29 protein-coding genes are annotated in these 24,510 nt (G+C 53.3%); 5 read left to right on the plus strand and 24 right to left on the minus strand.

Features of this window, described 5'->3' with window-relative positions:
• Nucleotides 1–29: 29 nt before the first annotated feature.
• From ccsB to EVJ26_RS07425, 6 genes are all read right to left on the minus strand, one after another.
• Entirely contained in the window at nt 30–1,214 is a 1,185-nt protein-coding gene (ccsB, locus tag EVJ26_RS07400; RefSeq protein WP_131470183.1) for a c-type cytochrome biogenesis protein CcsB, read from the minus strand.
• Nucleotides 1,214–2,761, minus strand: coding sequence for a cytochrome c biogenesis protein ResB (resB, locus tag EVJ26_RS07405; RefSeq protein ID WP_236635526.1), 1,548 nt, complete (start codon nt 2,759–2,761; stop codon nt 1,214–1,216). Before resB ends, ccsB begins: the two co-directional genes overlap by 1 nt.
• A 19-nt stretch (nt 2,762–2,780) precedes the next feature.
• Nucleotides 2,781–3,362, minus strand: a complete 582-nt coding sequence (locus tag EVJ26_RS07410) for a redoxin domain-containing protein (RefSeq protein WP_071397661.1) — start codon at nt 3,360–3,362, stop codon at nt 2,781–2,783.
• 136 nt (nt 3,363–3,498) lie between these two features.
• The gene (locus tag EVJ26_RS07415; RefSeq protein WP_071397662.1) at nt 3,499–4,257 is read right to left on the minus strand and encodes a pseudouridine synthase; all 759 of its coding nucleotides are present in this window, start codon (nt 4,255–4,257) and stop codon (nt 3,499–3,501) included.
• Entirely contained in the window at nt 4,258–4,851 is a 594-nt protein-coding gene (gene scpB, locus EVJ26_RS07420; RefSeq protein ID WP_201738345.1) for an SMC-Scp complex subunit ScpB, read from the minus strand.
• Nucleotides 4,829–5,596: a segregation and condensation protein A gene (locus tag EVJ26_RS07425; RefSeq protein ID WP_070327115.1), complete on the minus strand. Its 768-nt coding sequence runs from the start codon at nt 5,594–5,596 to the stop codon at nt 4,829–4,831. Before EVJ26_RS07425 ends, scpB begins: the two co-directional genes overlap by 23 nt.
• Nucleotides 5,597–5,675: 79 nt before the next feature.
• Here EVJ26_RS07425 and EVJ26_RS07430 point away from each other — a divergent pair, with 79 nt between their 5' ends.
• On the plus strand, nt 5,676–6,146 hold the full coding sequence (locus EVJ26_RS07430) for a DUF309 domain-containing protein (protein ID WP_131458426.1): 471 nt from the start codon (nt 5,676–5,678) through the stop codon (nt 6,144–6,146).
• A 10-nt stretch (nt 6,147–6,156) separates the two neighbouring features.
• Here the strand turns inward: EVJ26_RS07430 and EVJ26_RS07435 are convergent, their stop codons facing one another.
• From EVJ26_RS07435 to xerD, 6 genes are all read right to left on the minus strand, one after another.
• Nucleotides 6,157–6,513: a GCN5 family acetyltransferase gene (locus tag EVJ26_RS07435; RefSeq protein ID WP_131458428.1), complete on the minus strand. Its 357-nt coding sequence runs from the start codon at nt 6,511–6,513 to the stop codon at nt 6,157–6,159.
• Between the two features lie 89 nt (nt 6,514–6,602).
• Nucleotides 6,603–7,043: a peptidylprolyl isomerase gene (locus tag EVJ26_RS07440; protein WP_035386247.1), complete on the minus strand. Its 441-nt coding sequence runs from the start codon at nt 7,041–7,043 to the stop codon at nt 6,603–6,605.
• Nucleotides 7,044–7,150: 107 nt separating this feature from the next.
• Nucleotides 7,151–8,452, minus strand: a complete 1,302-nt coding sequence (locus tag EVJ26_RS07445) for a pyrimidine-nucleoside phosphorylase (protein WP_131439774.1) — start codon at nt 8,450–8,452, stop codon at nt 7,151–7,153.
• A gap of 28 nt (nt 8,453–8,480) precedes the next feature.
• Entirely contained in the window at nt 8,481–9,290 is an 810-nt protein-coding gene (locus EVJ26_RS07450) for a purine-nucleoside phosphorylase (RefSeq protein ID WP_131458432.1), read from the minus strand.
• A 13-nt stretch (nt 9,291–9,303) separates the two neighbouring features.
• On the minus strand, nt 9,304–10,470 hold the full coding sequence (deoB, locus tag EVJ26_RS07455) for a phosphopentomutase (RefSeq protein WP_131467899.1): 1,167 nt from the start codon (nt 10,468–10,470) through the stop codon (nt 9,304–9,306).
• A gap of 21 nt (nt 10,471–10,491) precedes the next feature.
• Nucleotides 10,492–11,376 (minus strand): site-specific tyrosine recombinase XerD, encoded by an 885-nt coding sequence (gene xerD, locus EVJ26_RS07460; protein ID WP_016509359.1) that lies wholly within the window; start codon nt 11,374–11,376, stop codon nt 10,492–10,494.
• Nucleotides 11,377–11,583: 207 nt separating this feature from the next.
• Between xerD and EVJ26_RS07465 the strand changes: the two genes are divergently transcribed.
• Nucleotides 11,584–11,964, plus strand: coding sequence for a VOC family protein (locus EVJ26_RS07465; protein WP_131458436.1), 381 nt, complete (start codon nt 11,584–11,586; stop codon nt 11,962–11,964).
• Nucleotides 11,965–12,019: 55 nt separating this feature from the next.
• Here the strand turns inward: EVJ26_RS07465 and fur are convergent, their stop codons facing one another.
• Both fur and EVJ26_RS07475 read right to left on the minus strand, forming a co-directional pair.
• Nucleotides 12,020–12,499, minus strand: a complete 480-nt coding sequence (gene fur / locus EVJ26_RS07470) for a ferric iron uptake transcriptional regulator (protein WP_016509373.1) — start codon at nt 12,497–12,499, stop codon at nt 12,020–12,022.
• A gap of 112 nt (nt 12,500–12,611) precedes the next feature.
• Entirely contained in the window at nt 12,612–13,142 is a 531-nt protein-coding gene (locus tag EVJ26_RS07475) for an NUDIX domain-containing protein (protein WP_131458438.1), read from the minus strand.
• A 77-nt stretch (nt 13,143–13,219) separates the two neighbouring features.
• Here EVJ26_RS07475 and EVJ26_RS07480 point away from each other — a divergent pair, with 77 nt between their 5' ends.
• Nucleotides 13,220–14,050: an aldo/keto reductase gene (locus EVJ26_RS07480; RefSeq protein WP_236635527.1), complete on the plus strand. Its 831-nt coding sequence runs from the start codon at nt 13,220–13,222 to the stop codon at nt 14,048–14,050.
• A 3-nt stretch (nt 14,051–14,053) separates the two neighbouring features.
• Here the strand turns inward: EVJ26_RS07480 and EVJ26_RS07485 are convergent, their stop codons facing one another.
• A complete protein-coding gene (locus EVJ26_RS07485) occupies nt 14,054–14,593 on the minus strand; it encodes a PadR family transcriptional regulator (protein WP_131458442.1) in 540 nt (179 codons plus the stop codon).
• A gap of 126 nt (nt 14,594–14,719) precedes the next feature.
• Between EVJ26_RS07485 and EVJ26_RS07490 the strand changes: the two genes are divergently transcribed.
• Nucleotides 14,720–15,034: a thioredoxin family protein gene (locus tag EVJ26_RS07490; protein ID WP_071397668.1), complete on the plus strand. Its 315-nt coding sequence runs from the start codon at nt 14,720–14,722 to the stop codon at nt 15,032–15,034.
• A gap of 26 nt (nt 15,035–15,060) precedes the next feature.
• Here the strand turns inward: EVJ26_RS07490 and EVJ26_RS07495 are convergent, their stop codons facing one another.
• From EVJ26_RS07495 to EVJ26_RS07535, 9 genes are all read right to left on the minus strand, one after another.
• A complete protein-coding gene (locus EVJ26_RS07495; RefSeq protein WP_131470185.1) occupies nt 15,061–15,996 on the minus strand; it encodes an NAD(P)/FAD-dependent oxidoreductase in 936 nt (311 codons plus the stop codon).
• The gene (locus EVJ26_RS07500; protein WP_070327104.1) at nt 15,993–16,574 is read right to left on the minus strand and encodes a CDP-alcohol phosphatidyltransferase family protein; all 582 of its coding nucleotides are present in this window, start codon (nt 16,572–16,574) and stop codon (nt 15,993–15,995) included. Before EVJ26_RS07500 ends, EVJ26_RS07495 begins: the two co-directional genes overlap by 4 nt.
• On the minus strand, nt 16,574–17,458 hold the full coding sequence (locus tag EVJ26_RS07505) for an ABC transporter ATP-binding protein (RefSeq protein ID WP_131470186.1): 885 nt from the start codon (nt 17,456–17,458) through the stop codon (nt 16,574–16,576). Before EVJ26_RS07505 ends, EVJ26_RS07500 begins: the two co-directional genes overlap by 1 nt.
• On the minus strand, nt 17,455–18,156 hold the full coding sequence (locus EVJ26_RS07510; RefSeq protein WP_131467893.1) for an ABC transporter permease family protein: 702 nt from the start codon (nt 18,154–18,156) through the stop codon (nt 17,455–17,457). Before EVJ26_RS07510 ends, EVJ26_RS07505 begins: the two co-directional genes overlap by 4 nt.
• Nucleotides 18,153–18,929 (minus strand): ABC transporter permease, encoded by a 777-nt coding sequence (locus tag EVJ26_RS07515; protein WP_131470187.1) that lies wholly within the window; start codon nt 18,927–18,929, stop codon nt 18,153–18,155. The genes EVJ26_RS07510 and EVJ26_RS07515 overlap by 4 nt, the downstream gene beginning before the upstream one ends.
• Nucleotides 18,916–20,088 carry an ABC transporter substrate-binding protein gene (locus EVJ26_RS07520; RefSeq protein WP_131470188.1) on the minus strand — a complete coding sequence of 391 codons (1,173 nt, stop codon included), beginning with the start codon at nt 20,086–20,088 and terminating at the stop codon, nt 18,916–18,918. The genes EVJ26_RS07515 and EVJ26_RS07520 overlap by 14 nt, the downstream gene beginning before the upstream one ends.
• 19 nt (nt 20,089–20,107) lie before the next feature.
• Nucleotides 20,108–20,854 (minus strand): SDR family NAD(P)-dependent oxidoreductase, encoded by a 747-nt coding sequence (locus tag EVJ26_RS07525; protein ID WP_071397674.1) that lies wholly within the window; start codon nt 20,852–20,854, stop codon nt 20,108–20,110.
• The gene (locus tag EVJ26_RS07530) at nt 20,851–21,828 is read right to left on the minus strand and encodes an MBL fold metallo-hydrolase (protein ID WP_236634052.1); all 978 of its coding nucleotides are present in this window, start codon (nt 21,826–21,828) and stop codon (nt 20,851–20,853) included. The genes EVJ26_RS07525 and EVJ26_RS07530 overlap by 4 nt, the downstream gene beginning before the upstream one ends.
• Nucleotides 21,829–21,929: 101 nt before the next feature.
• Complete coding sequence (locus tag EVJ26_RS07535; protein ID WP_131458497.1) at nt 21,930–23,366, minus strand: NADP-dependent glyceraldehyde-3-phosphate dehydrogenase; 1,437 nt, start codon at nt 23,364–23,366, stop codon at nt 21,930–21,932.
• A gap of 228 nt (nt 23,367–23,594) precedes the next feature.
• Here EVJ26_RS07535 and EVJ26_RS07540 point away from each other — a divergent pair, with 228 nt between their 5' ends.
• Nucleotides 23,595–24,473, plus strand: coding sequence for a chemotaxis protein CheV (locus tag EVJ26_RS07540; RefSeq protein ID WP_131458499.1), 879 nt, complete (start codon nt 23,595–23,597; stop codon nt 24,471–24,473).
• Nucleotides 24,474–24,510 lie beyond the last annotated feature (37 nt).

A 24,510-nucleotide genomic window follows, 5' to 3' on the forward strand; every position in this document is an offset into this window, starting at 1 on the left:
AAGAAGCCACCGAAGTGACTTCTTTTTCATCAAGCGTATGAATGTAATCCGGCGATGACGAGGTTGACGAACACTAAGTTGAACATGATGACGGCGAATCCGCCGACACAGAGCCATGCTGCTTTCGTCCCCGTCCAGCCCCGCTGGATGCGCATATGCAAGTAATAAATATAGATGAGCATCGTGATGAGCGCCCATACTTCTTTCGGGTCCCAGCCCCAGAAACGGTTCCAGGCAATCTGCGCCCAAATCATGGCGAAGATGAGCCCCCCGAGGATGAAGACCGGCAATCCGATCGCGACCGAACGGTAGCTGATCTCGTCCGCGAGGTCAAGATCGACTTTCTTCGCGAGCGGTTGCAACGCTTCCGCAATACGTTTGCGTAAAACGACGAACCGGAACACGAGGTAAATGACGGCTCCAGCGATAATCGACCAGAGCAACGTGTTCAACTTCAACGTGTTGATGAACGTCGGCAATTCGAGCGATAGTCCACTCGCACCTGATAACAGTTGTGCGCCTTCCGGTACGAACAAGATCGGCATGAAATATTCGTACGACTCTTGCGTACCCCGGTCATTCGTAAATTCGACGACACCGCCGGCACCGATTGCTTTAAACAGCATCGATACGAGGATGAAGCCGAGCGTGCACATGAGGACGAACATCGTCACTTCTAGCCATGTGCGCGATTTCGATCGTTCGCGCATCGACGTCTCGTTGAGTAAGAAGATGAGACCTGAGGCGAAACTGATGGCGAGAATCCCTTGACCGAGCGCGGCCGTCGTGACGTGAATTTTCAACCAGACACTGTTCAGTGCCGGAATGAGCGGTGCCACTTCGCTTGAGAACATCGATGCGAAAGCGATGACGAGAAGCGCCACCGGCATGGCGAACAAGCCGAGCACATCGTTTTTATAAATCCCATAGACGACGAGAAAACCGAGTACCATCATCATTCCGAAGAATGTCGTGTACTCATAAAGGTTAGAGACCGGCGCGTAGCCGACCCCGATCCAACGCATGATAAAATATCCCGTTTGGGCGACAAAGCCGATGACGGCTAGCGTGAACGCGTACTTACCGTAAGCGATCCGGTTGACGTTTCGGTCTTTGCGCATGCCACTGACCGCGATTGTGAACAACACGGTCGCCACGGCGTAAAGAATGAACGCGATCAAGAGCAGGCGGCTGCTCCACTGAATCCACTCCATTATGATTCCCCTCTTTCTTTAGTTGAGTCGATGTCTGCCTTTTGTTCGAACCGAGCCTGGTCTTCCCAAATCGGCAGCCCATTTTTTTCTAGGAGCGGTGTGATCTCGCGGTGAAGCGACGACGGGTTCTTGTTCGTGAATCCAGCCACGAGCACGTCCGTCTCGTTATGACGTCGAATCCAGACCCGGCGGTGCGGCCAATACATCCCCATGACGATCCCGATCATGAAGATCGTCCCACCGACAATTAAAATCGGATACGTCGAGTCGCTCTTGACCCGAAGTCCGCTCGTACTCGCCATTTCCGTTCCGGCGAACTGGATCGCGTAACGATTGTCTTCATCGGCAACGTTCAGTCGAATCCCGATCAAGTTCGATTCGGTCGTCCCATCCGGGTTCTCGACCGCTAAGAAGAAGGCAGGGTTCAACGCCCGTGGTGACTTCGTATCCGGTTGCCCATTTCGAACTTCAAAGTCCGGATATAAGTCGTTGAGCGTCACCGTGACCTCACCGAGATCGTACGTCGTCTCAGGGTCCGTCAAATCAACCGTGAACGGCCCGTACACGTCACCTGTCTGTTTGTCACCGACGTTAAACGACATCGACAAAAACTCGGGTCGGCTTGAATACTGCTCCTGATACACTTCGTACTGATCGAATTTGAACGGATGGTTCACTTTCGTCGAACCGGTTTCGACTTCCTCGAGTTGCGGCGATCCGTCCTCGTTCGTCCCGGTCTTCTTGAACAGTGTCAGTTCCGTCTCATAGTTTTTCGGGACAGCCCCGGCTTTTTCAATCGCCTCGGCGAACTTGGCGTCCTCCGGATTATTTTCTGGATCATACATCTCGAGGATGAACTGATCGTTGCGAAGGTAATACGTGTCGTCGGTCGCCTCGAGCGCCACCGTCTCGCCTTCCCGTACCCATTCGAGCGTATCGGTGTGAAATGCCGGGAAGACGCGGAGCATCGCCCCGATAAAGAAGATGACAAGCCCGATGTGGTTGATGTATGGGCCCCAACGACCAAACCGATACTTTTCGGCGAGTAATGCATCGCCGTCGCGTTTCACCTGGTAACGCTTAGACTTCAATGCCTCACCGAGCGCGTCGATCTGTTCGTCCGTTCCTTTACCTTCACCGATCAAGCGTTGCCCGCGCATGAAGCGGTCGGTGCGTCGGACCGGTTGATATTTCAACGCTTTATACAGGGGAAAGAATCGGTCGATCGAGACGACGATCAGTGACAACGTCAGCATCACGATCAACGTGATGTACCACCACGACGTATATAAGTTATGGAATCCTAACGTGTAATAAATCGTTCCTGGCGTACCATATTCTTCGGTATAGTATTGACTCGCCGGCAATTGTTGCGGAATATACATCTCTTGTGGAAAAGTCGTCCCGACCGCAGAGCCGACGATAATGAGTCCAATCAACCAAAGACCGACTTTGACCGATGCAAAGAAACTCCAGGCACGGTCAATCCAAGATCTCGGACGACGCTTCGACCGTAAATCGGCGCCGTCGTACTTCATATCTAGCATGTGTGCGCCCCCCGTTCGCTTACAATGACTTCTCGGCTAACTCTAACAGTTTCTCTTTCGTGAGTTCACCTTCATACTTTTCAATGACTTTTCCGTCGGCATCGATGACAAACGTCACCGGTAAGTTATAAATGCCGTACGCCTTCTCGACTTCGCTACGTGTATCCATCAAGATCGGATAGTCGAGCTCGACGCCGAGGTCATTGATAAAGTTGTCGACCCGCAGCGGCGTCTCACCGACGTTCACGGCCCAAAAGTCCACGCCCATATTTTGAAGCGTGGCATAGTTGTCTTGTACGACCGGCATCTCTTTCTCGCACGGTTCACAGAACGTACCCCAGAAATTTAACAGCATCCCTTTCCCATCATACGTTTCGCGCTCGACCATCGTCGCCCCGTCAAGACTGACGAGTTTAAAGTTCGGCGCGTCGTCTCCGGCCTCGACCCGGCCATCGTTCCCGGCCTGCTCGATCAATTGCATGATGACGACCGCACCGGCAAACAGCACCATCGTCATAATCATGAGGCGCCAAAATGACCGTTTTTTCTTATGGGCCATCGCTTGATTCATCCGATCGCCTTGTTTTGTCTCTTTCGTCATGATTTCACACCATCCTTCAGTTGCTATTGTACTGAAAAAACAACGATAACGCACATTAACAGACTTTTTTCATCTTTTTGTCACAGAATCTCCACAAAAGAAAAAATCATCCTGTGTAAGGACGATTTTTAGCTTGTTATTTTTTCTTTTTCTTGCCTCGTGGTTCATTTGGCACGACCGGGTTCGCTAGCTCACGGAGCTTGCTCACTTCCTTGCGTGACAACTCGCGCCAGTCGCCTGTCGTGAGTCCATCGAGCGTCAAGAAACCGAACTGTTCGCGCTTCAGTTTGATGACTTCCGAACCGACTGCTTCGAGCATGCGGCGAATCTGACGGTTGTGCCCTTCCGAGATGACGATTTCAAGAATCGCCGAGTTCTTCTTATGGTCGACTGTCTTCATTCTGACTTTCGCGCTGCCCGTCTTATAACCGTCATCGAGCTCTAAGCCTGACTCGAGCTGCTTGATGGCGATATACGAAGGGATGTTTTTCACTTTCGCGACGTAACGTTTCGGGATTTTGAACTTCGGATGAGTCATCATGTTCGAGAACTCTCCGTCGTTCGTCAAGATGATGAGTCCCGTCGTATTGTAATCGAGACGACCGACCGGGAAAACGCGTGACCCTGGTGGAACGAGATCGGTAACGACTTTGCGTCCTTTATCATCGTCGACCGTCGACACGTAGCCGCTCGGTTTGTAGAGCACGTAGTAGACGTGTTCTTCCTGTTCAATTTTGACGCCGTCGACTTCAATCTCCGACTTCGGTCCGACTTTCGTCCCGAGTTCACGAACGACTTTGCCGTTAATGCGAACCCGTCCGTCTAAAATCATTTCTTCGGCTTTACGCCGTGAGGCGATACCCGCTTGGGCAATCACTTTTTGTAAACGTTCCATTTAATCATTCTCCAATCTATCTTCCGTAATCGAAGCTGGCTGGCCGAAGAACAGATCGCCTTCGTCTGCCAGCTCGTCAACAAACGTTAATGGTGGCAACTCCTCGAGTGAATTGAATCCGAAATGGTCAAGGAAATGCTCGGTCGTCCGGTACAGTTTCGCGCGCCCGATCGTCTTCGCCCGGCCGGCTGATTCAATCAGCCCTTTTGACAACAACGTATGAATGACGCGTTCGACTTTGACACCACGGACTTCCTCGATATCGGCCCGTGTGACCGGCTGCTTGTAGGCGATGATGACGAGCGTCTCCATGGCCGCACGAGACAGCGCCTGTTCGGCCATCGTCCCGACATACCGTTGAATGTACTCGGACACGTCCGGGATCGTCACGAGCTTATACACACCGCCCGATTCGATCAATTGAAACGGGCGCCCCGAGTCCGTGAACGACGCCTCGAGCTTATTCAATTGTTCGCGGGCAGCGGCCTCAGAAATATCGAGCGTGTCTGCTAGCGCCCGGACTTCCATGCCCTCTTCTCCGACGACAAACAATAGGCTTTCAATGATCGTTTCATAAGACAACAACGGCTTCATCCCTTTCCTTTGACGCTTCGACAAACGAAATGTGAATATCTCGGTCGACTTGCTTTGTCGTGACGACTCGTAACTTAATCAACTCAAGCAGCGCCATGAACGTGACGACAAGGTCGGACACGTCCGGCCGTTCTTCGAAGAATGCAAAGAACGACGTGTTCCGGTTCGCCGACACATGTTCATGCAGACGGGTCATCTGCTGTTCGAGCGTCCGCTCTTCCCGCTTGATCGTCTTTTTACGCCGTTCTTTCCAACGCTTCCGCTCGACCATCTTTGAATAGGCGTGCAACAAATCCGAAAAGTTGAGCGGCCCATCGTAAGGTTGGACCAGTTCAGACATGTACCGTGTCAAATCTTCGCCGGGACGGCTATATAGTTCGAGCCGTTGCTCTTCTTGCTCACGCATGAAGACGACCGCTTCTTTATAAGCTTTGTATTCAATCAACTGTCGAATCAACCCTTCCCGAGTCGGCTCTTCGCCGAAATCCGGAATCTCATCGTCCTCGATCGGGACCGGTGGCAACAGTTGTTTGCTCTTTAATTGGAGCAACGTCGCCGCCATGACCAAATATTCACTGGCCACATCGAGCTCAAACTTTTGCATCGTCCGGATAAAGGCGACATACTGGTCCGTGACTTCCGAAACAGAGATGTCGGCGATATCGAGCTCCATCTTGCCGATCAAGTGGAGCAACAAGTCGAGCGGGCCTTCGAACGTATCGATTTTGACGTTATACGCTTCCATAGAGACACCTGCCATTTAACATTTTTGCGCTTTAGTATAACATGTTTTGTAGTACAGTGACCACGAAAGGAGAAAATTGATGCTTACCCCTTTTTATCAGTATACGTTGCTGTTTGAATGTCATGCCGATTATTTCGAGTGCCACGAGGTGCTCGAAGAGGCGTGGCAGGATGGGAACCGCGAACATCTCGGCTATGCCGTCTTGATCCAGTACGCCGTCGCCCACTATCACTTCCGTCGGGGCAACACGGCCGGGGCCGTCAAGAGCGTCGCTGCGTTGAAGCAAAAGCTTCCTTTGGCCGCAAGCGCCCTTGAACCGCTCGGCATCGACATGGAGGCGTTCACACGTGACTTGGAACGTTGGCCGCTCCCGGACACACTCCCGCTAGACGAGCCGACACGCCGACAAATCGACCGGTTGAAACCCACGTTCGAGCCGACCTCCCTGACTTTCGACGAGCTCGTCCATAAACATATCCACCGTGACCGGACGCCCGTCGTTAAAGAGCGTCTGCTCGCGCTAGAACAACGACAAAAAGCTAGGCGCTGAGCCTAGCTTTTTATATCGAGACTTGATTCCATTTATCGAGCAAGTCGCTCGTCTTCCCGTGACCGACAAGTGTCAAGTCGAACGGTAACAAGTTCCGTGTCTCATCGAGCAGTTCATATGAACGTTTCTCGCCACGGAACGAAGGCGACAAGGCGATATGATGGATGCACATCGTCGTCTCAAGCTGTTCCATCCCGATGATCCCGACGAAGTCTTCTTCGACTTTCCACAAGTAGAGGAACTTCGAAGCGTCTTCCTCGTAAGACCGTACGAGTTCGAGAAGGGCGAGCGGAGACTTGTCGCTACATGCAAATGCGAGCAGCCCCATTGCCGTCTTCTCGTGCGATTGTTTATACTTCACCAGCATGGCTGGTCTCACCACCTTTAGTCAGACATGTTTCACGAAGTGAACACGTGAGAGACATAGCTCATTGTGCCATAACGTTTAGGCAGAAATCAATTCTCATCCCAAACTTTGACTTCAGCCATCTTCGTGCCTTGGCGAAGTTTGACCGCATGCTCAAGACCTGACGTCACTTTACCGAACACAGTATGAACCCCATCAAGGTGCGGTTGTGGCGCATGGACGATGAAGAATTGTGATGAGCCCGTGTTGCGCCCGGCGTGTGCCATCGAAAGCGAGCCGGCTTCATGTTTGTACGGGAACGAAGTCGACGTCTCACAAGGAATCGTTTTACCTGAACCGCCCATACCTGTTCCGTCCGGGCATCCGCCTTGACTGACGAAGCCTGGGATGACACGGTGGAACGTCAATCCGTCGTAGAAGCCGCGGTTCGCGAGCTCTTCGAAGTTGTCGACCGTGATCGGTGCTGCGTCATGGAATAAATCAAATTCAATCATTTCACCGTTCTCTAATTTCATTGATCCTTTTTTCATATGGAAATACCCCTTTTATGTTCATATAGTCAATAATCACTCACATTACCCATCTTATCAAAAAAAGACGTCTGCCTCCACTGTTTTGTGGAAACAGACGTTCTGACTTACTGGATGACCGCGTGGACGAGCGGACGTGCCTCTGGTTGAGTGGCGCCGATCGTGTAAGCATGATCCATGCGTTCAAGTGCCGAAGACATGTCTTCGATGTTTGAACGAAGGACCGCGATGACGTCACCCGCCTCGACTTTGTCGCCGACTTTCTTCTCGAGCGTGATACCGGCCGCGAAGTCGATCAAGTCGTCCTTCGTTGCCCGTCCCGCTCCGAGGAGCATCGCTGCGACACCGACCTCGTCCGCGATGATCGATTCGACGTAACCGGCTGTCTTCGCGACGAACGTCGTCTCAAATTTCGCTTGCGGGAATTTAGTCACATCATCGACGAGTGAGGCGTCCCCACCTTGTGCCGCGACGAACTGACGGAACACTTCAAGCGCGTGACCGTCGGCCATCCGGCGTTCAAGATCGGCGTATGCTTCGTCAAACGTCTTATAAAATTCACCGAGGACGGCCATATGACCGGCGATCGTGAGTGCGATCGTTTTCAAGTCTTTGACGTCTTTCCCAGACAATACTTCAATCGCCTCTTTCACTTCGTTCGCGTTCCCGATCTCAAAGCCGAGCGGTTGGTCCATATCGGTGATGACGGCGATCGTCTTGCGACCGACGTTCTTCCCGATGGCGACCATCTCTTCAGCGAGTGCTTTCGCGTCGTCGAACGACTTCATGAACGCACCAGAGCCTGTCTTGACGTCGAGGACGATGCTGTCGGCACCGGCAGCGATCTTCTTCGACATGATCGAGCTCGCGATGAGCGGGATCGACTCGACCGTCGCCGTCACGTCGCGGAGCGCGTAAAGACGTTTGTCGGCCGGCGTCAAGTTGCCCGTCTGCCCGATGATCGACATCTTGATGTCGTTCACTTGCTTCGTGAACTGCGCTTCCGTCAGCTCGACGTTGAACCCTGGGAATGATTCGAGCTTGTCGATCGTCCCACCTGTATGACCGAGCCCGCGCCCGCTCATTTTAGCGACCGGGATACCGATCGAGGCGACGAGTGGGGCGACGATCAAACTGATCTTGTCGCCGACGCCACCTGTTGAGTGCTTATCGACTTTTTTCCCTTTAATTTTAGAAAGGTCGATGACGTCACCTGACTTGACCATTTCCATCGTCAACGCCGCCGTCTCTTTCTCGGTCATGCCGTTGAAATAAATCGCCATCGACAAAGCAGACATTTGATAGTCTGGAATCGTCTCATTCGTGAAGCCTTCCACGACGTAGCGGATCTCCTGTTCGTTTAATTCTCCACCGTTACGTTTTTTCAAAATCAAGTCGACCATACGCATAAGTTTTGTCCTCCTAGAATTGTTTTAGTCACATGCTTTTAATCGTGCCACGTACGAGTGAAAGGAAGTCTTGGCGGACGCGCTCTGTCGTCTCGATGACTTCTTCGTGGTTGAGCGGTTGGTCAAGGATACCTGCGGCCATGTTCGAGACGCACGAAATTCCGAGGACACGCATGTCTGAGTGACGAGCCACGATGACTTCTGGTACGGTCGACATGCCGACGACGTCGCCGCCGAGCAGACGGGCCATCTTGACTTCAGCCGGTGTCTCGTATGTCGGACCGGTGTTCCCGAAGTAAACGCCTTTTTGAATCTTGAGACCGAGGTCTGACGCGACCCGCTCTGTCAACGCGACGAGTTGTTTGTCATACGCCTCTGACATGTCCGGGAAGCGTGTCCCGAAGTCGCTCGCGTTCTTGCCGATGAGCGGGCTCGTGCCGAAGAAATTGATATGGTCCGTGATGATCATCAAGTCGCCCGGGTTGAACGCCTCGTTGCAAGCACCAGCGGCGTTCGTGACGATGAGCGTCTCGACACCGATCAATTTGAGGACACGGACTGGGAACGTGACTTGTTCCATCGAATATCCTTCATAGAAATGGAACCGTCCTTGCATCGCAACGACACGTTTCCCTTCAAGGTCACCAAAGACGAGCTGTCCGGCATGGCCTTCGACTGTCGAGACCGGGAAGTGCGGAATATCTTCGTAAGGAATCGCGACCGGATTCTCGATCTCGTCGGCGAGCACGCCAAGACCCGATCCGAGAATGAGTCCGATTTCTGGCGTTCCGTTCATGCGTTCCTGTAAAAATGCTTTTGTTTCGTTCCAATTTACCATGTGTAGTGCCTCCTCAAATTTCGTTTAAGAAACTGTTTCCGATTGCTGGTGCGTCGACGTCAAAGTTATCCGCCACCGTGGCGCCGATATCTGCGAACGTAGCGCGAACGCCGAGGTCGACCGCAGTCGAACCGTGGTGATGGACGATGAGCGGGACATATTCCCGCGTATGGTCCGTCCCTGGTGCCGTCGGATCGTTACCGTGGTCGGCCGTGATGATCAGCAAGTCGTCTTCACGCAAGCGAGCAAACACTTCAGGAAGACGGGCGTCATACTCTTCGAGCGCGACCGCATATCCTTCCGGATCCCGGCGATGGCCGAACAATGCGTCAAAGTCGACGAGGTTCAAGAAGCAGAGCCCTTCGAACTCCTCATCAAGCGAAGCGACGAGTTTGTCCATTCCGTCCATATTTGACTTCGTACGGACCGCTTTCGTCACGCCTTCTCCGTCATAGATATCACTGATCTTCCCGAGGGCAATCACGTCTTTACCAGCTGTTTCGAGCGTGTTCATGACCGTCTTGCCGAACGGTTTGAGCGCATAGTCGTGACGGTTTGACGTCCGGACCCAAGCACCAGGCGTTCCGAGGAACGGCCGGGCGATGATCCGTCCGAGCATGTACGGATCTTCGCGCGTAATGTCGCGCGCGTATTCGCAGATGCGGTACAGTTCTTCGAGCGGGACGACTTCTTCGTGGGCCGCGATTTGAAGCACCGAGTCGGCCGACGTATAGACGATCAACGCACCTGTCGCGACATGCTCTTCACCGAGCTCGTCTAAAATTTCCGTTCCTGACGCCGGCTTGTTGCCGATGATGTCGCGTCCACTGAACTCTTTAAGCCGGTTGATCAAATCGTCCGGGAATTCCTCGAACACACGGAACGGCGTATCGATGTGGAGACCCATGATTTCCCAATGACCAGTCATCGTATCTTTCCCGGCCGAAATTTCTTCCATCCGGCCGAACGCGCTCGGCGCGCTTGACGGTTCGATGCCTTCGATCGGTTTAATGTTCGCTAACCCAAGCTTGCCCATGTTCGGCATGTTCAAGCCGCCATGCGCACGAGCGATGTGACCTAACGTGTCTGAACCGACGTCTCCGAACTGGTCGGCATCTGGGGCTTCCCCGATCCCGACTGAGTCCATGACGACTAAGAATATACGTTTAAATTTCTTCACAAAAGTTCCTCCTTTAAGTGTCTAGGCCCGCGGGTGATGCTTACGGTACACATCGTGGAGCCGCGCCTTGTTGACATGTGTGTAGATTTGAGTAGTGGAGAGATCGGCATGGCCGAGCATTTGCTGGATGGCGCGCAGATCGGCACCATTCTCGAGCAAGTGCGTCGCGAACGAGTGACGCAGCACGTGCGGTGTGATCTCTTTCGGGATACCGGCGTCTTTCGCCCGTCGCTTAATGATCTTCCAAAAGCCTTGGCGGCTAAGCCGACCGCCACGTCCGTTCAAGAACAACGCCTCGGTCTCCCGACCACCGAGGCCGTTTCGCGCTTGCTGGATGTAACGTTCGACAAAATTTTGGGCGACCGACGACACCGGAATGATCCGGGCGCTCTCGCCTTTGCCTTCACACTGTAAATACCCCAGTTCAAACTGTAAATCATCCAAATCAAGACCGAGAAGTTCGCTGACGCGCATGCCTGTCCCGTAGAGCAGTTCGAGCATGGCACGATCCCGAAGCGCGAGCGGATCGTTCGTCGGGACGCTATCGAGCAACCGCTCGACTTCGTCTTGCGACCACGTGTCCGGCAGATGCCGCTCCGCTTTCGGCGTCTCTAAATAAAGTGCCGGATCGGTCGAGGCGCCGCCGCTCATCTTCAGATGGTGATGAAACGTGCGAATCGAACTGACGGCTCGTCGCAGTGACGAGGCGGCCCGACCCGCTTGCGACAGTTCCTCTAAATGCTTGACGATATGTGAGCGCGTGACTTCATTCCACTCGGTCACCCCAAGTTGGGTTAGTGTCGATAAGTACTGGGTCAAATCGCTCGCATAGGCTTGTCTCGTGTTGGTGGACATTCTTTTCTCAACCGTCATATATTGTAAAAACGACTCGACTTGCGAACGCATGACATCCCCCTCCTTCCTCGCTACACCTGAATACGCTTACATCATATCACTTATGTAAACCGTTGTGAAGACGTCTGACCTCATTTTTTTGTAAGTTTTTTTGACAGTTTTTTGTCATCGATTCCACGCCCGTTTTCTCCAGGAAATCGACTGACAATCCCGCTGCATCACTGGTAAGATGAACGTAGTTGAAAAGGAGTGATGACGATGAACATCGAACACGTTGCCGTATGGGTCCACGACCTCGAACGGATGCGCCACTTTTATGAGACGTATTTTGGTGCCAGCGCCAACGACAAATACACGAATCGGCACAAACAGTTCACATCGTATTTTTTAACGTTTCCGGAATCAGCGTGCCGACTTGAGCTAATGTGCCGATCCGACATCCAAAGCGAAGCGATGCCGACACTCGGCTGGGCGCATGTGGCGTTCGCGCTAGGCAGCGCCGAGGCCGTCGACGAATTGACGGCGCGCTTGCAGGCTGATGGCTATGAACTCGTCGATGGACCGCGCCTGACCGGGGACGGCTATTATGAGAGCGTCGTCCACGATCCAGAACGAAACAAAATCGAACTGACGATTTGACGGCATGATGAACAGAAAGGAGGACAAGCCGCTCGGCTTGTCCTCCTTTGTTTCGTTAACCGTTAATGACGGCTTTATGCCCTTCGAGCGTGACGCCTTTCGCTTGGCACACTTTACAGATGCCATGGAACGTCAAACGATGGTCTTTGATTAAAAATTCATACTTGCTCTCGACTTTCTTCTCGACGTCGACGAGCAGGTCTTCCATAATCTCTTCGACTGATCCACACTCGACACAGACGAGGTGATGGTGCGAATGGTTCGCCCCTTCTGGTCTGAGGTCGAACCGGGCGACACCGTCACCGAAGTTGACTTTGTCGACGACGCCGAGCTCGGTCAACAGTTCGAGTGTCCGGTACACGGTCGCGAGACCGATTTCGGGTGCGATACTCTTGACGAGCATGAACACGTTCTCTGCACTTAGATGGTCCGTCTCGTTCTCAAGCAAGATACGGACCGTTGATTCTCGTTGCGGTGTCAATTTATATCCTTTGGCGCTCAATTGCTGTTTGATCCGTTCAATTCGCGTTTCCATAAGGCGCCCCCTCTTTACATAATTCACTATTCAAAGCATACCGAAATTCCGTCGTTTTTTCAAATTAAAATTATTACTATGTAAGTTTATCACAACCTACTTCAGATTAGAATTATTTCAATTTAGACAATTGCCACCACTGAATCGCCATAATCGTCTTGGCATCGGTGATCCGCCCGCTCGCTAAAAGTTCGCTCGCTTCTTCGAACGTGTAACGCTCGACTTGTAAAAATTCATCCTCGTCTAGGTTCATCGCTCCCGCCGTCAACCCTTTGGCGACGAACACGTCGACGCGTTCGCTGCAAAATCCGGGTGCACCGTAAAACGAGAATATCTTTTCAAGCGACTCAGCTTTATAACCGGTCTCTTCCTCAAGTTCACGCTTCGCGCTCGCGAGCGGCTCTTCTCCGACCTCGAGTTTACCGGCCGGAATCTCGAGTGACATCGATTCGAACGCTTTCCGGTATTGCTCGACGAGAACGATCTTGTCGTCCTCATCGATCAATAATACCGCGACGGCCCCATTATGATACACAAGCTCTCGGACCGACGTTCCTCCGTTCGGGAGCGCGACGACATGCTTCTCGACATCGAAAATCTTCCCTTGATAGATGACTTCCCGTTCAATCGTTTTCTCTTCCATGGTTATGTACTCCTCACGTTTTCTTATATACTGTAATTATGAGTCAAATCAATGGACGGAACAAGGAGGAATTATCGATGGCAGAACTTGGACTAGGAACGATGTCGATTTTAAAACAAGGAGACGATGAGGGCCGACGGATTCTCGAAGCGGCTTATGCGTCAGGGATCCGTCATTTTGACACGGCTGACGTCTATGACCGTCACGATGTCGAACGGCTCGTCGGTGAGACGTTCGCCGGTCGGCGGGACGACTTGTTTTTGACGAGCAAAGGTGGAAATGAATGGACCGAAGACGGAATGCGCTGGAACCCAGCCCCTTCTTATTTAGAACAGGCGCTTCACGGTTCTCTCGAACGACTACAGACGGATTACTTAGACTTGTATTACGTACATGGTGGAACGATGGAAGACGACCTTGACGCGACGATCGATTTCATGCGCCGACAAAAGCAGGCCGGGGTCATCCGTCAAATCGGGCTCTCCTCGATTCGTCCGAACGTGATCCGCTACTGGCTTGAGCACGGGGGGCTCGATGTCTTGATGACACCGTACTCACTGCTCGACCGCCGAATCGAATCGCTCGGGCAAGACGTTCCGCTCGTCGGTCGGGGACCGCTCGCTAAAGGGTTGTTGACCGATGAATGGTCCGATCGCTTGAGCGCTAAGGGCTTCGAGTCTTGGAGCGAACCCGAGTTACGCAACCTCCTGTCGACGTTGCCACACCCGATTCAAGCGTATGCGCTCGCTGCTGCGAAACGGACGTGTGCCGTCGTCTTGCCTGGCGCTTCTTCTGTCGAGCAGTTGCAGCAGACGATTGACGCATATCATGGTGACATCAATGAGCGTGCACTCGATAAACTGCTGGCTCGTCTGCCGATTCATCCGTATACAAAACATACGACCTGAACGTCAGGTCGTATGTGTACCGCGCTGTTTCATTTGTTCGATCGCCCAATCGGCCCAATCGGCATAGTTTTCCATCATGCGGATCGCATATTCACTCGTCAATAAGTACCCGAGCGTGTCCGCTTCCGATTGATGGGCTGCTTGGAACGCACGAATTTGATGTGCGACTTGTTCATGATGCGTTTTCGTCTCCTCGACGTAACGGATCGCCTCGTCGAGCGGGAGCAGTTGCAGCAGGCTGACGCGCAACAGGTTCTCATCTTTCATCTTCGGCTGAAACGACGTCGGTTGTCTGAGCCAGTCAATCAACTCTTGACGTCCCGCCGCTGTGATCGAATAGATCTTCTTATCGGGAAGATCATGTTGGGTCACATGCTCTGACGAAACGAGGTGCTCGTCTTCCATCTTTAACAGTTCCCGATAAATCTGTGTATGATGGGCGTGCCAAAAGTGGATCATTTGCGCTTTGAACGTCGCGTTCAAGGCGTAGCCGGTCGCAGGCTGATGGGTCAACAACCCGAGTAGTGCATGACGTAACGCCATAACCATCACCATTCCCTTGCAGTTCAGTTTTTTTAAGTGTAGCACAATCTCTTGTAAGTCCGAGAATGTCAATCGGTTGACGGGCGCACCGAAGACACAGACAATGAGAGAAAGGAGTGATCAATCATGAAACCAATACAATCTGAACAACAATTCCAAACTGCCATTCAAGATAAAGGAATGGTCATCTTCACGACGTCTTGGTGCCCAGACTGCCGCCGCCTCGACATGTACGTCGACGAACTCGTCAAAGACTACCCGCAATTCAACTGGTACGTCGTCGATCGCGACGAACTGCCTGAACTGTCTGACACGCAGGAAGTCCGTGGCATCCCGTCACTGCTCTTCTATAAAGAAGGCGTCAAACAAGAACACCTTCATTCGGCGCATGCGAAGACGGAAATGCAAATTCGGTCGTTCCTCGACACGTTGAACGCCTAATCAAAAGACGACCGCGGTCGTCTTTTTTAGTGCGTGAATTTCTGCATGTAGCGCCTGTCGATTTGACGCTTGATCCAATACGAACACCGGCCGTGCCACGTCAAGCGCCCAAACGTGAGTAAGGCGTGTCCCGGAGTCGTCAATAAAATATTGAGCGACGTCCGCTGTTTATATGGCTTTTGGTCACCGAGGAGCGCCGACGCGACGTGACGGCCCGATCGGACCGCGTCGACGCCTCCGTTCAAGCCCATTGCCATATCCCCGGTGATGTAAATATCTTGATACGTCGCGTGACGCAAATAAGCGTCGGTCGGAATAAACGACCCCTCCTCGGCAAGGCCTGAGCGGTGCCACCACTCGACCGGCACGACTCCAGTCGCGTCAAGGACAAGACCGTCTGGCGCGTCCCCACCCTCATACTGTTGCGCGATCAGCGTCACCCCGCTTGCAACGAGACGACGGGCAATATGACGGCCGACCCGGTTCGGCAAGTCGGGCAAAATCTGCTTCGCATAGAGCGTGACGTGTTGCTTCGACCTCACGCAAGCGAAAGCGAGCTCGACGCCAGCTTTGCCCCCTCCGACGATCGTGACCGCACGGCTCGCTTGAATATGTTCGATCGCTACGTCCGTCATCGGTTTCAAGCCCGTTCCGATCCCTCGGCTCTTCGCACCTGTCGCGAGCACGAGGTGATCATAAGCGATCATACCTCGATCGGTCTCGATGATTCGTTTGACCGGGTCGAGCGAGATGAGTCTGCTCGCGACCGGTGTGACGTCCGGTCGCAAGTTGACGACTGCCGAAGCCATCTCATTTGCGATCACTTGGGGGAACGCCCCGGTATAAATCGTTTCCTCAAGTCCGACATAACTGACCTCGTACCGTTCACGCAACTGTTCGATCCGCGCTAAAATTTCGAGTTGCCCGTGACCGAGCCCGACTAGGACGAGCCGCGGCTTCATCGTAAAATCCGCCGTGCTTCCAACAGGCGCTGGCTGATCGTGAACACTTCAAGGATGAGGAACAGCGTCGCGACGACCCCGATCCACGACGGGAACAAAATCATGAGCGTGAACAAGATGAAGCACTCCGTCCGTTCAAGGAGACCCGGTTGATAATAAAATGATTTCTCAGAACGTTTTGAACTGCTGGCTCCGACGGCGAGAAACAGCGTCATCGCAACGACGAAGGATCCGAGCAAGAAGAGAAAGACCGGCATGTGCTCAGGATAACGAAGCGCCAGCGCGACGACGACCGAGATCTCGACGATGCGATCGAAGACGAGGTCGAGCACTGTGCCAAACCCCGTCTTCCGAGAGCGGCGCGCCATCGTCCCGTCAATGACATCGAGAAGACCCGATAACCAAAGCAGGGCGACCGCTGTCCAAAGCATGTCATTATAAATAAAGAACCCGACCGAGATCCCGATGATCCCTCCAAGGATTGTCACTTCGTTCGGTGTGAAATTCCATTTTAGAAGCCGATCGGCCCCTCGTTCAACGATGGGACGAACCCAGCGGCTTCCGTACGTGTCTAGCATCAAACCACTCCTTTTTTCTTCCGCAAATAGTAGGTCTCCCCGATCTGAAACGATTCGTCCCGGGGGAGAATGACGTACGTACCGGTCGCGAGGCGATACTCGCCTAGCCGATTGCCGAAGCGATTCAACTGTCGGACGAGTACGACCGGTTCGCCTGCTTGTTTCGTCACTTCCATCATCGTCGCCGGATAAGACGAACCTGAAAGCTCGATAAAGTCTCCAAACGCCGGCTCAGTCTCGTAAAGTTCGCCTGGTGTCCCCGTCGCCAGGACTTCTCCGTCTTCGAGCAACGTCACCCGATCGGCGACGAGCATCGCTTCTTCCCGGTCGTGGGTCACGAGCAACGCCGTCAACTCGAGTTGTTGGACGAGGTCCCGGATCAGCCGCTGCAACTCGTATTTCAAATCCGGATCGAGATTCGTGAACGGCTCATCTAACAAAATGAGCCGCGGCTCGGCCGCAAGGGCACGGGCAAAACTGACACGCTGTTGCTCGCCTCCGGAAAGTTCGTGGATGTCATCGTCATATCGGCCCGGAAGGCGGACACGGGCAAGCCACGCCTCTGCCTGCTCCCGTGACCGATTTTGAGTCGCGAGCGTCACGTTCTCCCCGACCGACAAATGCGGGAACAGAAGCGGTGATTGTGACAGCATCGTGATGCGCCGCTTGTGAGGAGGCGTCCCGAGGAGCGGCTCTTCGTCCCACGTCACCGTCCCCGTGTCTGCCGTCTCAAGTCCGGCGATAATCCGCAGTAACGTCGACTTCCCGGACCCGCTCACCCCGACAAGCGCATGGATCTCTTTCTTGTCAACGATCAGGTCGACCCCGTTCAATACGTCGCGTTGTTTGAAGTTCTTTTGTATTCCTGTAACGACTAAACTCATCTTAACCGCTCCTTCATAATTCGTACCGCTACGCGGAACAATCCTCCGAGACCGATATACAACAAGACCGGCAACAAGATGAGGACCCACGTGTTTTGTAGTGCCAATGAAACGTCATTTCCCGCATACGATTGATACAGTTGTGTCGTGACGGTCGGGATGAGCCCCGCACCGATCAATTGCACGAGCACGAACTGACCGAGAACGATGACCGTCGAGAACAAGACGATCGCCCGCATCGTCGCCGCCAACAAAGGAAACAGCACCATGCTAAATCGAGGCAGCGGCGGCAGTGTCATCGTCTGCTCAAGGAGCGGGCGTCCGATCACATACATCGCATTGTAGGCGAGCCGGATCGAGTACGGGAGCGTCGAGACGAGCAAGACGAGCAAGACACCGGCATACGTCCCGACGAGCCCGACGTTCGCGAGCACGATGTACATACCGAACATACTCGCCATGACCGGAATGAACAACGGGATAAAGACGAGCCACTCGACGAGTGTCCGCCATCTCGACTCTGTAAAAATCAGCCACCACGCTGTCCCGAGACCGAGCCAGACATTGATGACGGCCAAACTGACGACGTAGAACACCGTGTTCATGAGCACTTCATCCAATCGGATCGGAGAAGGCAAACCGAAGAGTAAGCCGAGAAACGGGAACAAGATGAAACTGATGATAAGGACCCGACTCATCGCCTCACCCCTTTTTCAATCCGGCGTCTTCGTTTGGCCGTAACGAGATACGATACAAAAGCCCCGACTGAGATCAATAGTGTCCAAACGAGTGCGACCGCGTAGGATTCATTCGCGTTTAAAAACAACCCTGTCGTCAGCCGTTCGTATGCGAGCACCCCGAGCAGCTCCGGGAATGTGACCCCGAGCAGGGCCGGTACCTCGTAAGCGAACGAGATGAACGCCACTAAAATCCAAAACGAGTCCAAGAGTGGCTTCAGTAAAAACGGCCACTCCGCGACTTTGAACTGCTCGAACCGTGTGAGTTGGAGCGTCTTCGCCATATCGAGATAGCCGCGATTCAGTTGCCCGTATGTGCCGAGCATCATCAAAAAGACGAACGGCACTTCTTTCCACACATACGTCAATATGACGACAAAGTGATGGCGCTCGTTCGCTTCCACAAGCCCGTAAAACGGAAAACCGCCCGAGAACAACAACAAAAATAAATACGCACCTGCGACATGCGGCACGAACATCGGCAATTTGAGCAGCGCTGAAAGCCAAACCGCCTCTCGAATCCGGACTGTTCGTGCCAACCACGTCCCGATGAGTAGCGAAATCGTCGTCGAGACGAGCGTCACGTAAAGCGTGACGGCTAAACTTTCCCGCCACGCCGCATCGCGCCAAAGTGACGTCCATTCGAACGAAGCGGTCTCACCGGCTAGAAATACAAGACCGGCGAGCGGTAGCAATAAGACGATGACGCTCAAGCCGACGCTACCTCGCGACACGGGACCATCCTTCACGAACTTGATCGATCACGCTCGGCCCGAAGTCGGCAATCGAACGTTCGGCAAGTTGTTCAGGGTCTGGATACGTGACGCCCGTGTCCAGTTTGAGGAAGGCTTCCCGGTCCGCTCGTTCAAGCTTCGTCAAATCGAGCGATGTCCCGTCACCCCAATACGTCGCATCTTGTTTGGCGAGTTGGGCTTCCGGTGACAACAATTCATTGATCACGACGATGGCACCGTTCGGATTGCTTGCGTTGAACGGGACCGCGAGAAAATGCGTCGAGGCGATTGAATGGTCGAGGACGAGCGCGCGCGTCCCGTCTGGAAACACGCCGTCGTTTCGTTCGGCCTCAGCACGACGCTCATTGAATCCCATCGTCATCCACACGTCACCTTTCGCATAAAGTTGGTCGAGTTGAGCGAGTGACTTCGGATACGTCGCTCCTTGTTTCCACAGATTCGGTGACCACGTCGCGAGTTCATCCCAAAATGCATCCGGGATCGTTTGATCGCTCCGGATCGCTTCCCCGTACTCGGCATAGAGCAGATGGCGGACGAACGCGTTACCGGTGAAGTCTGTCACTTCAGGATACGTGAAACGACCCGGATTTGCTTCGGTCCAACGATGCAATTCTTCGAACGTTGCCGGAGGATTCGTCACTTTGTCGGCATCATAGTGCAGCACGAACTGAACGTTGCCCCACGCCACTTCGAGTCCGTCGGTCGGCGTCCCGGCGTCGATCGCTTGCGCGGTCTCGTTCAAAAGTGCTGCGTTCGGGATTTTATCGAGCAGGTCGCCTTGTAGAAGCTCCGCCTCGGCCGCGTTTCTAAAATTATCACCATTGATCCACATGAGGTCGATCGTGCCCGCCTCTCGGTTCGAACGTTTATCGAGTGACAGTTGGCGAATGAATTCGGCCGTGTCCATCGGGACGCGATTCAACTCGATATCGTATGTTTCTTTCAGGCGCGGTGCGACGTAGTCATCGATGTAACGGTTGATGCCGTCGTCCCCGCCCCACAAGTAAAAGTTGACCGTCGTTTGCTCAGCCTCTTGAACCGCCTCGTCAAACGTCGGGGCCAGGTCTGCTCCCGTCGTCCCGCAGGCGCTGAGGAAAACAAGCGCAAACAGCAGCCCTAATCGTTGTAAATTCCGCATTGTGCTTCCCCTCTTTCTATTACTTTTTGTCAAATCCCCGTTTTGCCAACCGTTCGAACCAAATCGGACACATTGCGTACAGTTTCCCGCCTAAGTCCATCCACCACGGGGCGTTGACTTCGCGTTTCGACTGTTCAAACGCTGAGACGACCCGCTGTGCCAACTGATCTGGGTCGAGCATGATACGACGCACACTCTGTTCATAGCGACCCGTCTTGTCAGCCCGGTCAAAGAACGGCGTGTTGATCGGACCAGGATTGACTGTCAGTACGTGGACACCTGCCGGCTTCAGCTCGAGCCGGAGCGCGTTTGAAAACTGGAGCAACGCTGCTTTCGATCCGGCGTACACGGCCGACTTCGGGGTCGGCACTTTGGCAGCTTGCGAGCAGACGTTTATGATCGTCCCGCCTCGCTTCATCCGGCGCCCACAGTCACGCGACATCACCATCGGTGCGATCGCGTTCAAGCGCATCGTCTCTTCGATGACGTCCGTCGTTTGATCAACGACCCGGTCAAACTCACCGACGCCGGCGTTGTTGACCCAACCGTCGATCGGTCCATATTTCTGTACGACATCGTCGACGAGCGTCTCATAACTTGTCAAAACATCCGTGACCATCCAGTCTGCAGATAGTTTCGTCCCGAGCTCTCGAAGGCGCGTCTCGTTTCTGGCAATTAACGTCAGCTTATAGCCCGCTGCCGAAAAAGAATGCGCCAAAGCGGCACCAAAGCCGCTCGACGCACCTGTGATCACAATATGTCTCATTCCATTGCTTCCTCCACTCTCACATAAATCCATTTGCCATCGGCTAACTGCTTGACGACATGACCGCGTTCCTCGAGCAATGTCAACCGCGCGAACACTTCGCTGAAGACAAGCGGCATCGCCCGGCGCATCTTCCGCCCGTACAGCCGCATCGACCAATCGAACACACTCAAGCCGTCGGCCCAGTCGTTCAGCAGCTGCTCGCTCCGTTCATAGCGTTGACTGATCCTTGATTCGATGAGTACCCGCGGATGCTGAATCGGATTGCCGTGTCCGCTCACGACAAGCTTAATATCAAGCGCCTGTAACTTTCTAAGCGAATCGAGATAAAGTAAGACCGGTGACGCAAACCCTTCGTCCTCATACGGTTGTTCGATCAACGGGTTCGGTTCGACCGCATCGATCAAATGATCACCGGCGATCAAGACGCCGCCCGGCCCGAGCAGTCCGAGTTGATCGCTCGCGTGTCCCGGTAGATGAATCGTCTTCCAAGCCCCGTCGCTCGTCACGTCTTGTCCTTCTTCGAACGTCATCGTGACGGTCGTCGGACCGATCCAACGTAGCGCCTCCCGGTAGTCCGGCAACTTGGTGATGATCGACTCCGGTGCCCCAAACCAATGAGCCAGTTCATATAAGAAGTGATTGCCTTTTTTAATAAAGTTCGGTGTCTGTTCCAAATAACGAACGAGCTTCTCGTGACCATAGACTGGAATCGAGACATCCCGCAGCCGCCAAGCTTGACCGGCATGGTCAGCATGATGGTGCGTTAAAAATAGAAAATCGATGTCCGCGAGCGTCAGTTCGAGTTCAGCCAATTCGTCGTTCAAGGACGCCCATGCCTCTTCCGTATCTGGCCCACAGTCGACCATGAAAAACCGGCCCCCATGCTCTACGATGTATACGTTCACGTTACCGACCTCAAACGGTGTCGGAATATCGAGTCTTGCCAGTTGACTTGAAATCCAGTTCGCCACGTCCACACAACCCCTTCCACCTATCTTCATTCATTATACCTGTCAGAATGAAGGGATTTCAATGGCACAAAAAAAGGAGGGGATGTCTCCCCTCCAATCGTTTATAAGTTGATGACGGTCACTTTATCACGTGTCATCGTTTCAAGACTGCGTCCAATCCCTTGGACACCGAGACCTGATTGTTTCACACCGATGAACGGGAAGTGGTCAGGACCGCGTTCCGTTCGACCGTTGACTTGGACCGTACCGACTTCGAGCTTGTCGGCGACCGTGAACGCACTGTTCACGTTTTGCGTGAACACGCTCGCTTGAAGACCGAACTCTGACTCGTTCGTCAGTTCGATCATCTCGTCGAGTGAGCTGACACGGATGATCGGAAGAACAGGTCCGAACGGTTCTTCCCAAGCGACACGCATCTCACGCGTGACGTGGTCGAGCAGCGTCGGGTGGAGCAGGTTGCCATCGCGTTCGTTGCCGTGGACGACCGTCGCACGCTTGTTGACGGCGTCGTCGATCAAGCCTTGAACATAGTCAGCCGACTTCTTGTCGATGAGCGGGACGATGAAGCTGTTGTCAACCGGCGAACCGACCGTGAGTTTCTCGACGCGCTGTTTCAACATGGCGACGAGTTCGTCCGCTTGATCTTCGAGCACGAAGACGCGTTTGATCGCTGTGCAACGCTGACCCGAGTAAGAGAACGCACCGCTGACGATTTGATCCGCCGCAAGCGTCATGTCCGCGTCTTCTAAGACGAGCGCCGGGTCTTTGCCGCCGAGCTCTAAGACGACCGGGACCATCGATGCCTGTTGTGACAAATGTTGACCGGTTCCTGTACCGCCTGTGAATGTGATCATGTCGACACCTGGGTGCGACGTCAAGTAGTCGCCGATGACCGAACCGCGACCCGTCACGAGGTTCAACAATCCGCTCGGAAGACCGGCGTCTTGCAGTGCCTCGACCATTTTGACGCCACTGATCGCACCTTGCGTCGCCGGTTTGAAGACGACCGCGTTCCCCGTAATAAGGGCCGGGGCGATTTTAGCAGCGGCTAAGTTGACCGGATAGTTGAACGGTGAGATCGCGAGAACGACACCGAGTGCCTCTTTTTTGATGATCGCCATTTTGTTCTTTGATCCGCCCGGGAACGAATCGCCTTGCATGAATCCACCTGTGAAACGAAGTCCTTCCTCAGCCGTATAACGAATAATCTCAGCTGTGCGGACGACTTCTTTTTTCGCGTCGTTCAAGTTCTTCCCAACTTCGCGCATGATGATTTGACCGATCTCATCGACGCGCTCTTCGAGTTTGTCCGCCCATGCGTACAACAGCTCGGCGCGCTTGTTGACCGGAAGCGCCGCCCACTCTTGTTGTGCACGTTTGGCACCGTGAATCGCCTCGTCGACTTCGTCGCGCGACATCGCTTGGACGTGTCCGACGATTTCTTCTGTATAAGGTGAAACGAGTTCGATCGTTTCATTTGTTGTTGATTCTTGCCATTGCCCGTTAATTAAATATGGATACGTGTTCATACTCATAATCTCTATCTGCCTCCTGAGTAAGCTGTGATATCTCGTTGCCACCCTCATTGTATGCAAAATCAATTCCGTTGAACAACTATAAAGATTCAGTTTGTGTAATGTAAGCGGTTACTCAATGACTTTTCGTGATTTTTGACCCGACTTTGACACTTTTCAACTGAAGACTTTGGTCGATTTGACCGATAGAAAGGAAGAGAGAACGCGATATAGGAGGGACCACCATTGAGCATGGATCATAATATTTTACTTGAAGCAGGTACGAACGAGTTAGAAATCGTCATTTTCCAGTCAGGCCCGTTTATTTTCGGGATTAACGTCATGAAGGTTCGCGAGATCATCACGATGCTTCCACTTACCCCGTTACCCGGAACGCCTGAGGCGATCATGGGATTGATCGAATTGCGCGGCGAAGTCATGACGGTCATCGATCTCCCGATGGTCATCGGTCATCCTCGTGAAGCCGGAGACGGGGACCGCTTGATCGTCTGTGAGTTTAACGGCGAGAAATCAGTGCTCCGGGTCGACCAAGTGACGGAGATCAAGCGCATCTCATGGGAACAGATCGACACACCGTCAGATCTTGCCCGCGGTGTCCAAGGCATCACGAACGGCGTCGTCAAAACAGGAGACCAAATGATCATTCTTCTCGACTATGAGCGCATCGCTCTCGAGTTGTCACGAAAAGACATCATGGCTCGTGAATCCGTCAAACGACTCGGTGCAAGGGAACGCTCGAACAAACAAGTGTGGATCGCAGAAGATTCGGAGATGCTCCGCACCTTGATCATCGACACGCTCGACGATGCAGGCTACTTCAACACGACAATCTTCAACAACGGGAAAGAAGCGCTTGATGCGTTCGAGCAAGATGGTGTCGAATGCGATCTGCTCATCACCGATATCGAGATGCCACAAATGGACGGATTGCATTTGACGAGACGACTACGCGAAATGGACCGCTACGCGGCGTTGCCGATCGTAATTTTCTCGTCACTCATCTCAGACGACTTGAAACATAAAGGCGATGCCGTCGGCGCGAACGCACAAATCACGAAGCCTGAAATCGGCATGTTGATTGCGACGCTCGATGAGTTTTTAGCCAAATGACAAACCGAGGGGCCGCAAAATTGCGGCCCCTCTTTCA

It is taken from the genome of Exiguobacterium sp. SH3S1, from assembly GCF_004337105.1.
GTDB classification, from domain to species: Bacteria; Bacillota; Bacilli; order Exiguobacteriales; family Exiguobacteriaceae; genus Exiguobacterium; species Exiguobacterium aurantiacum_A.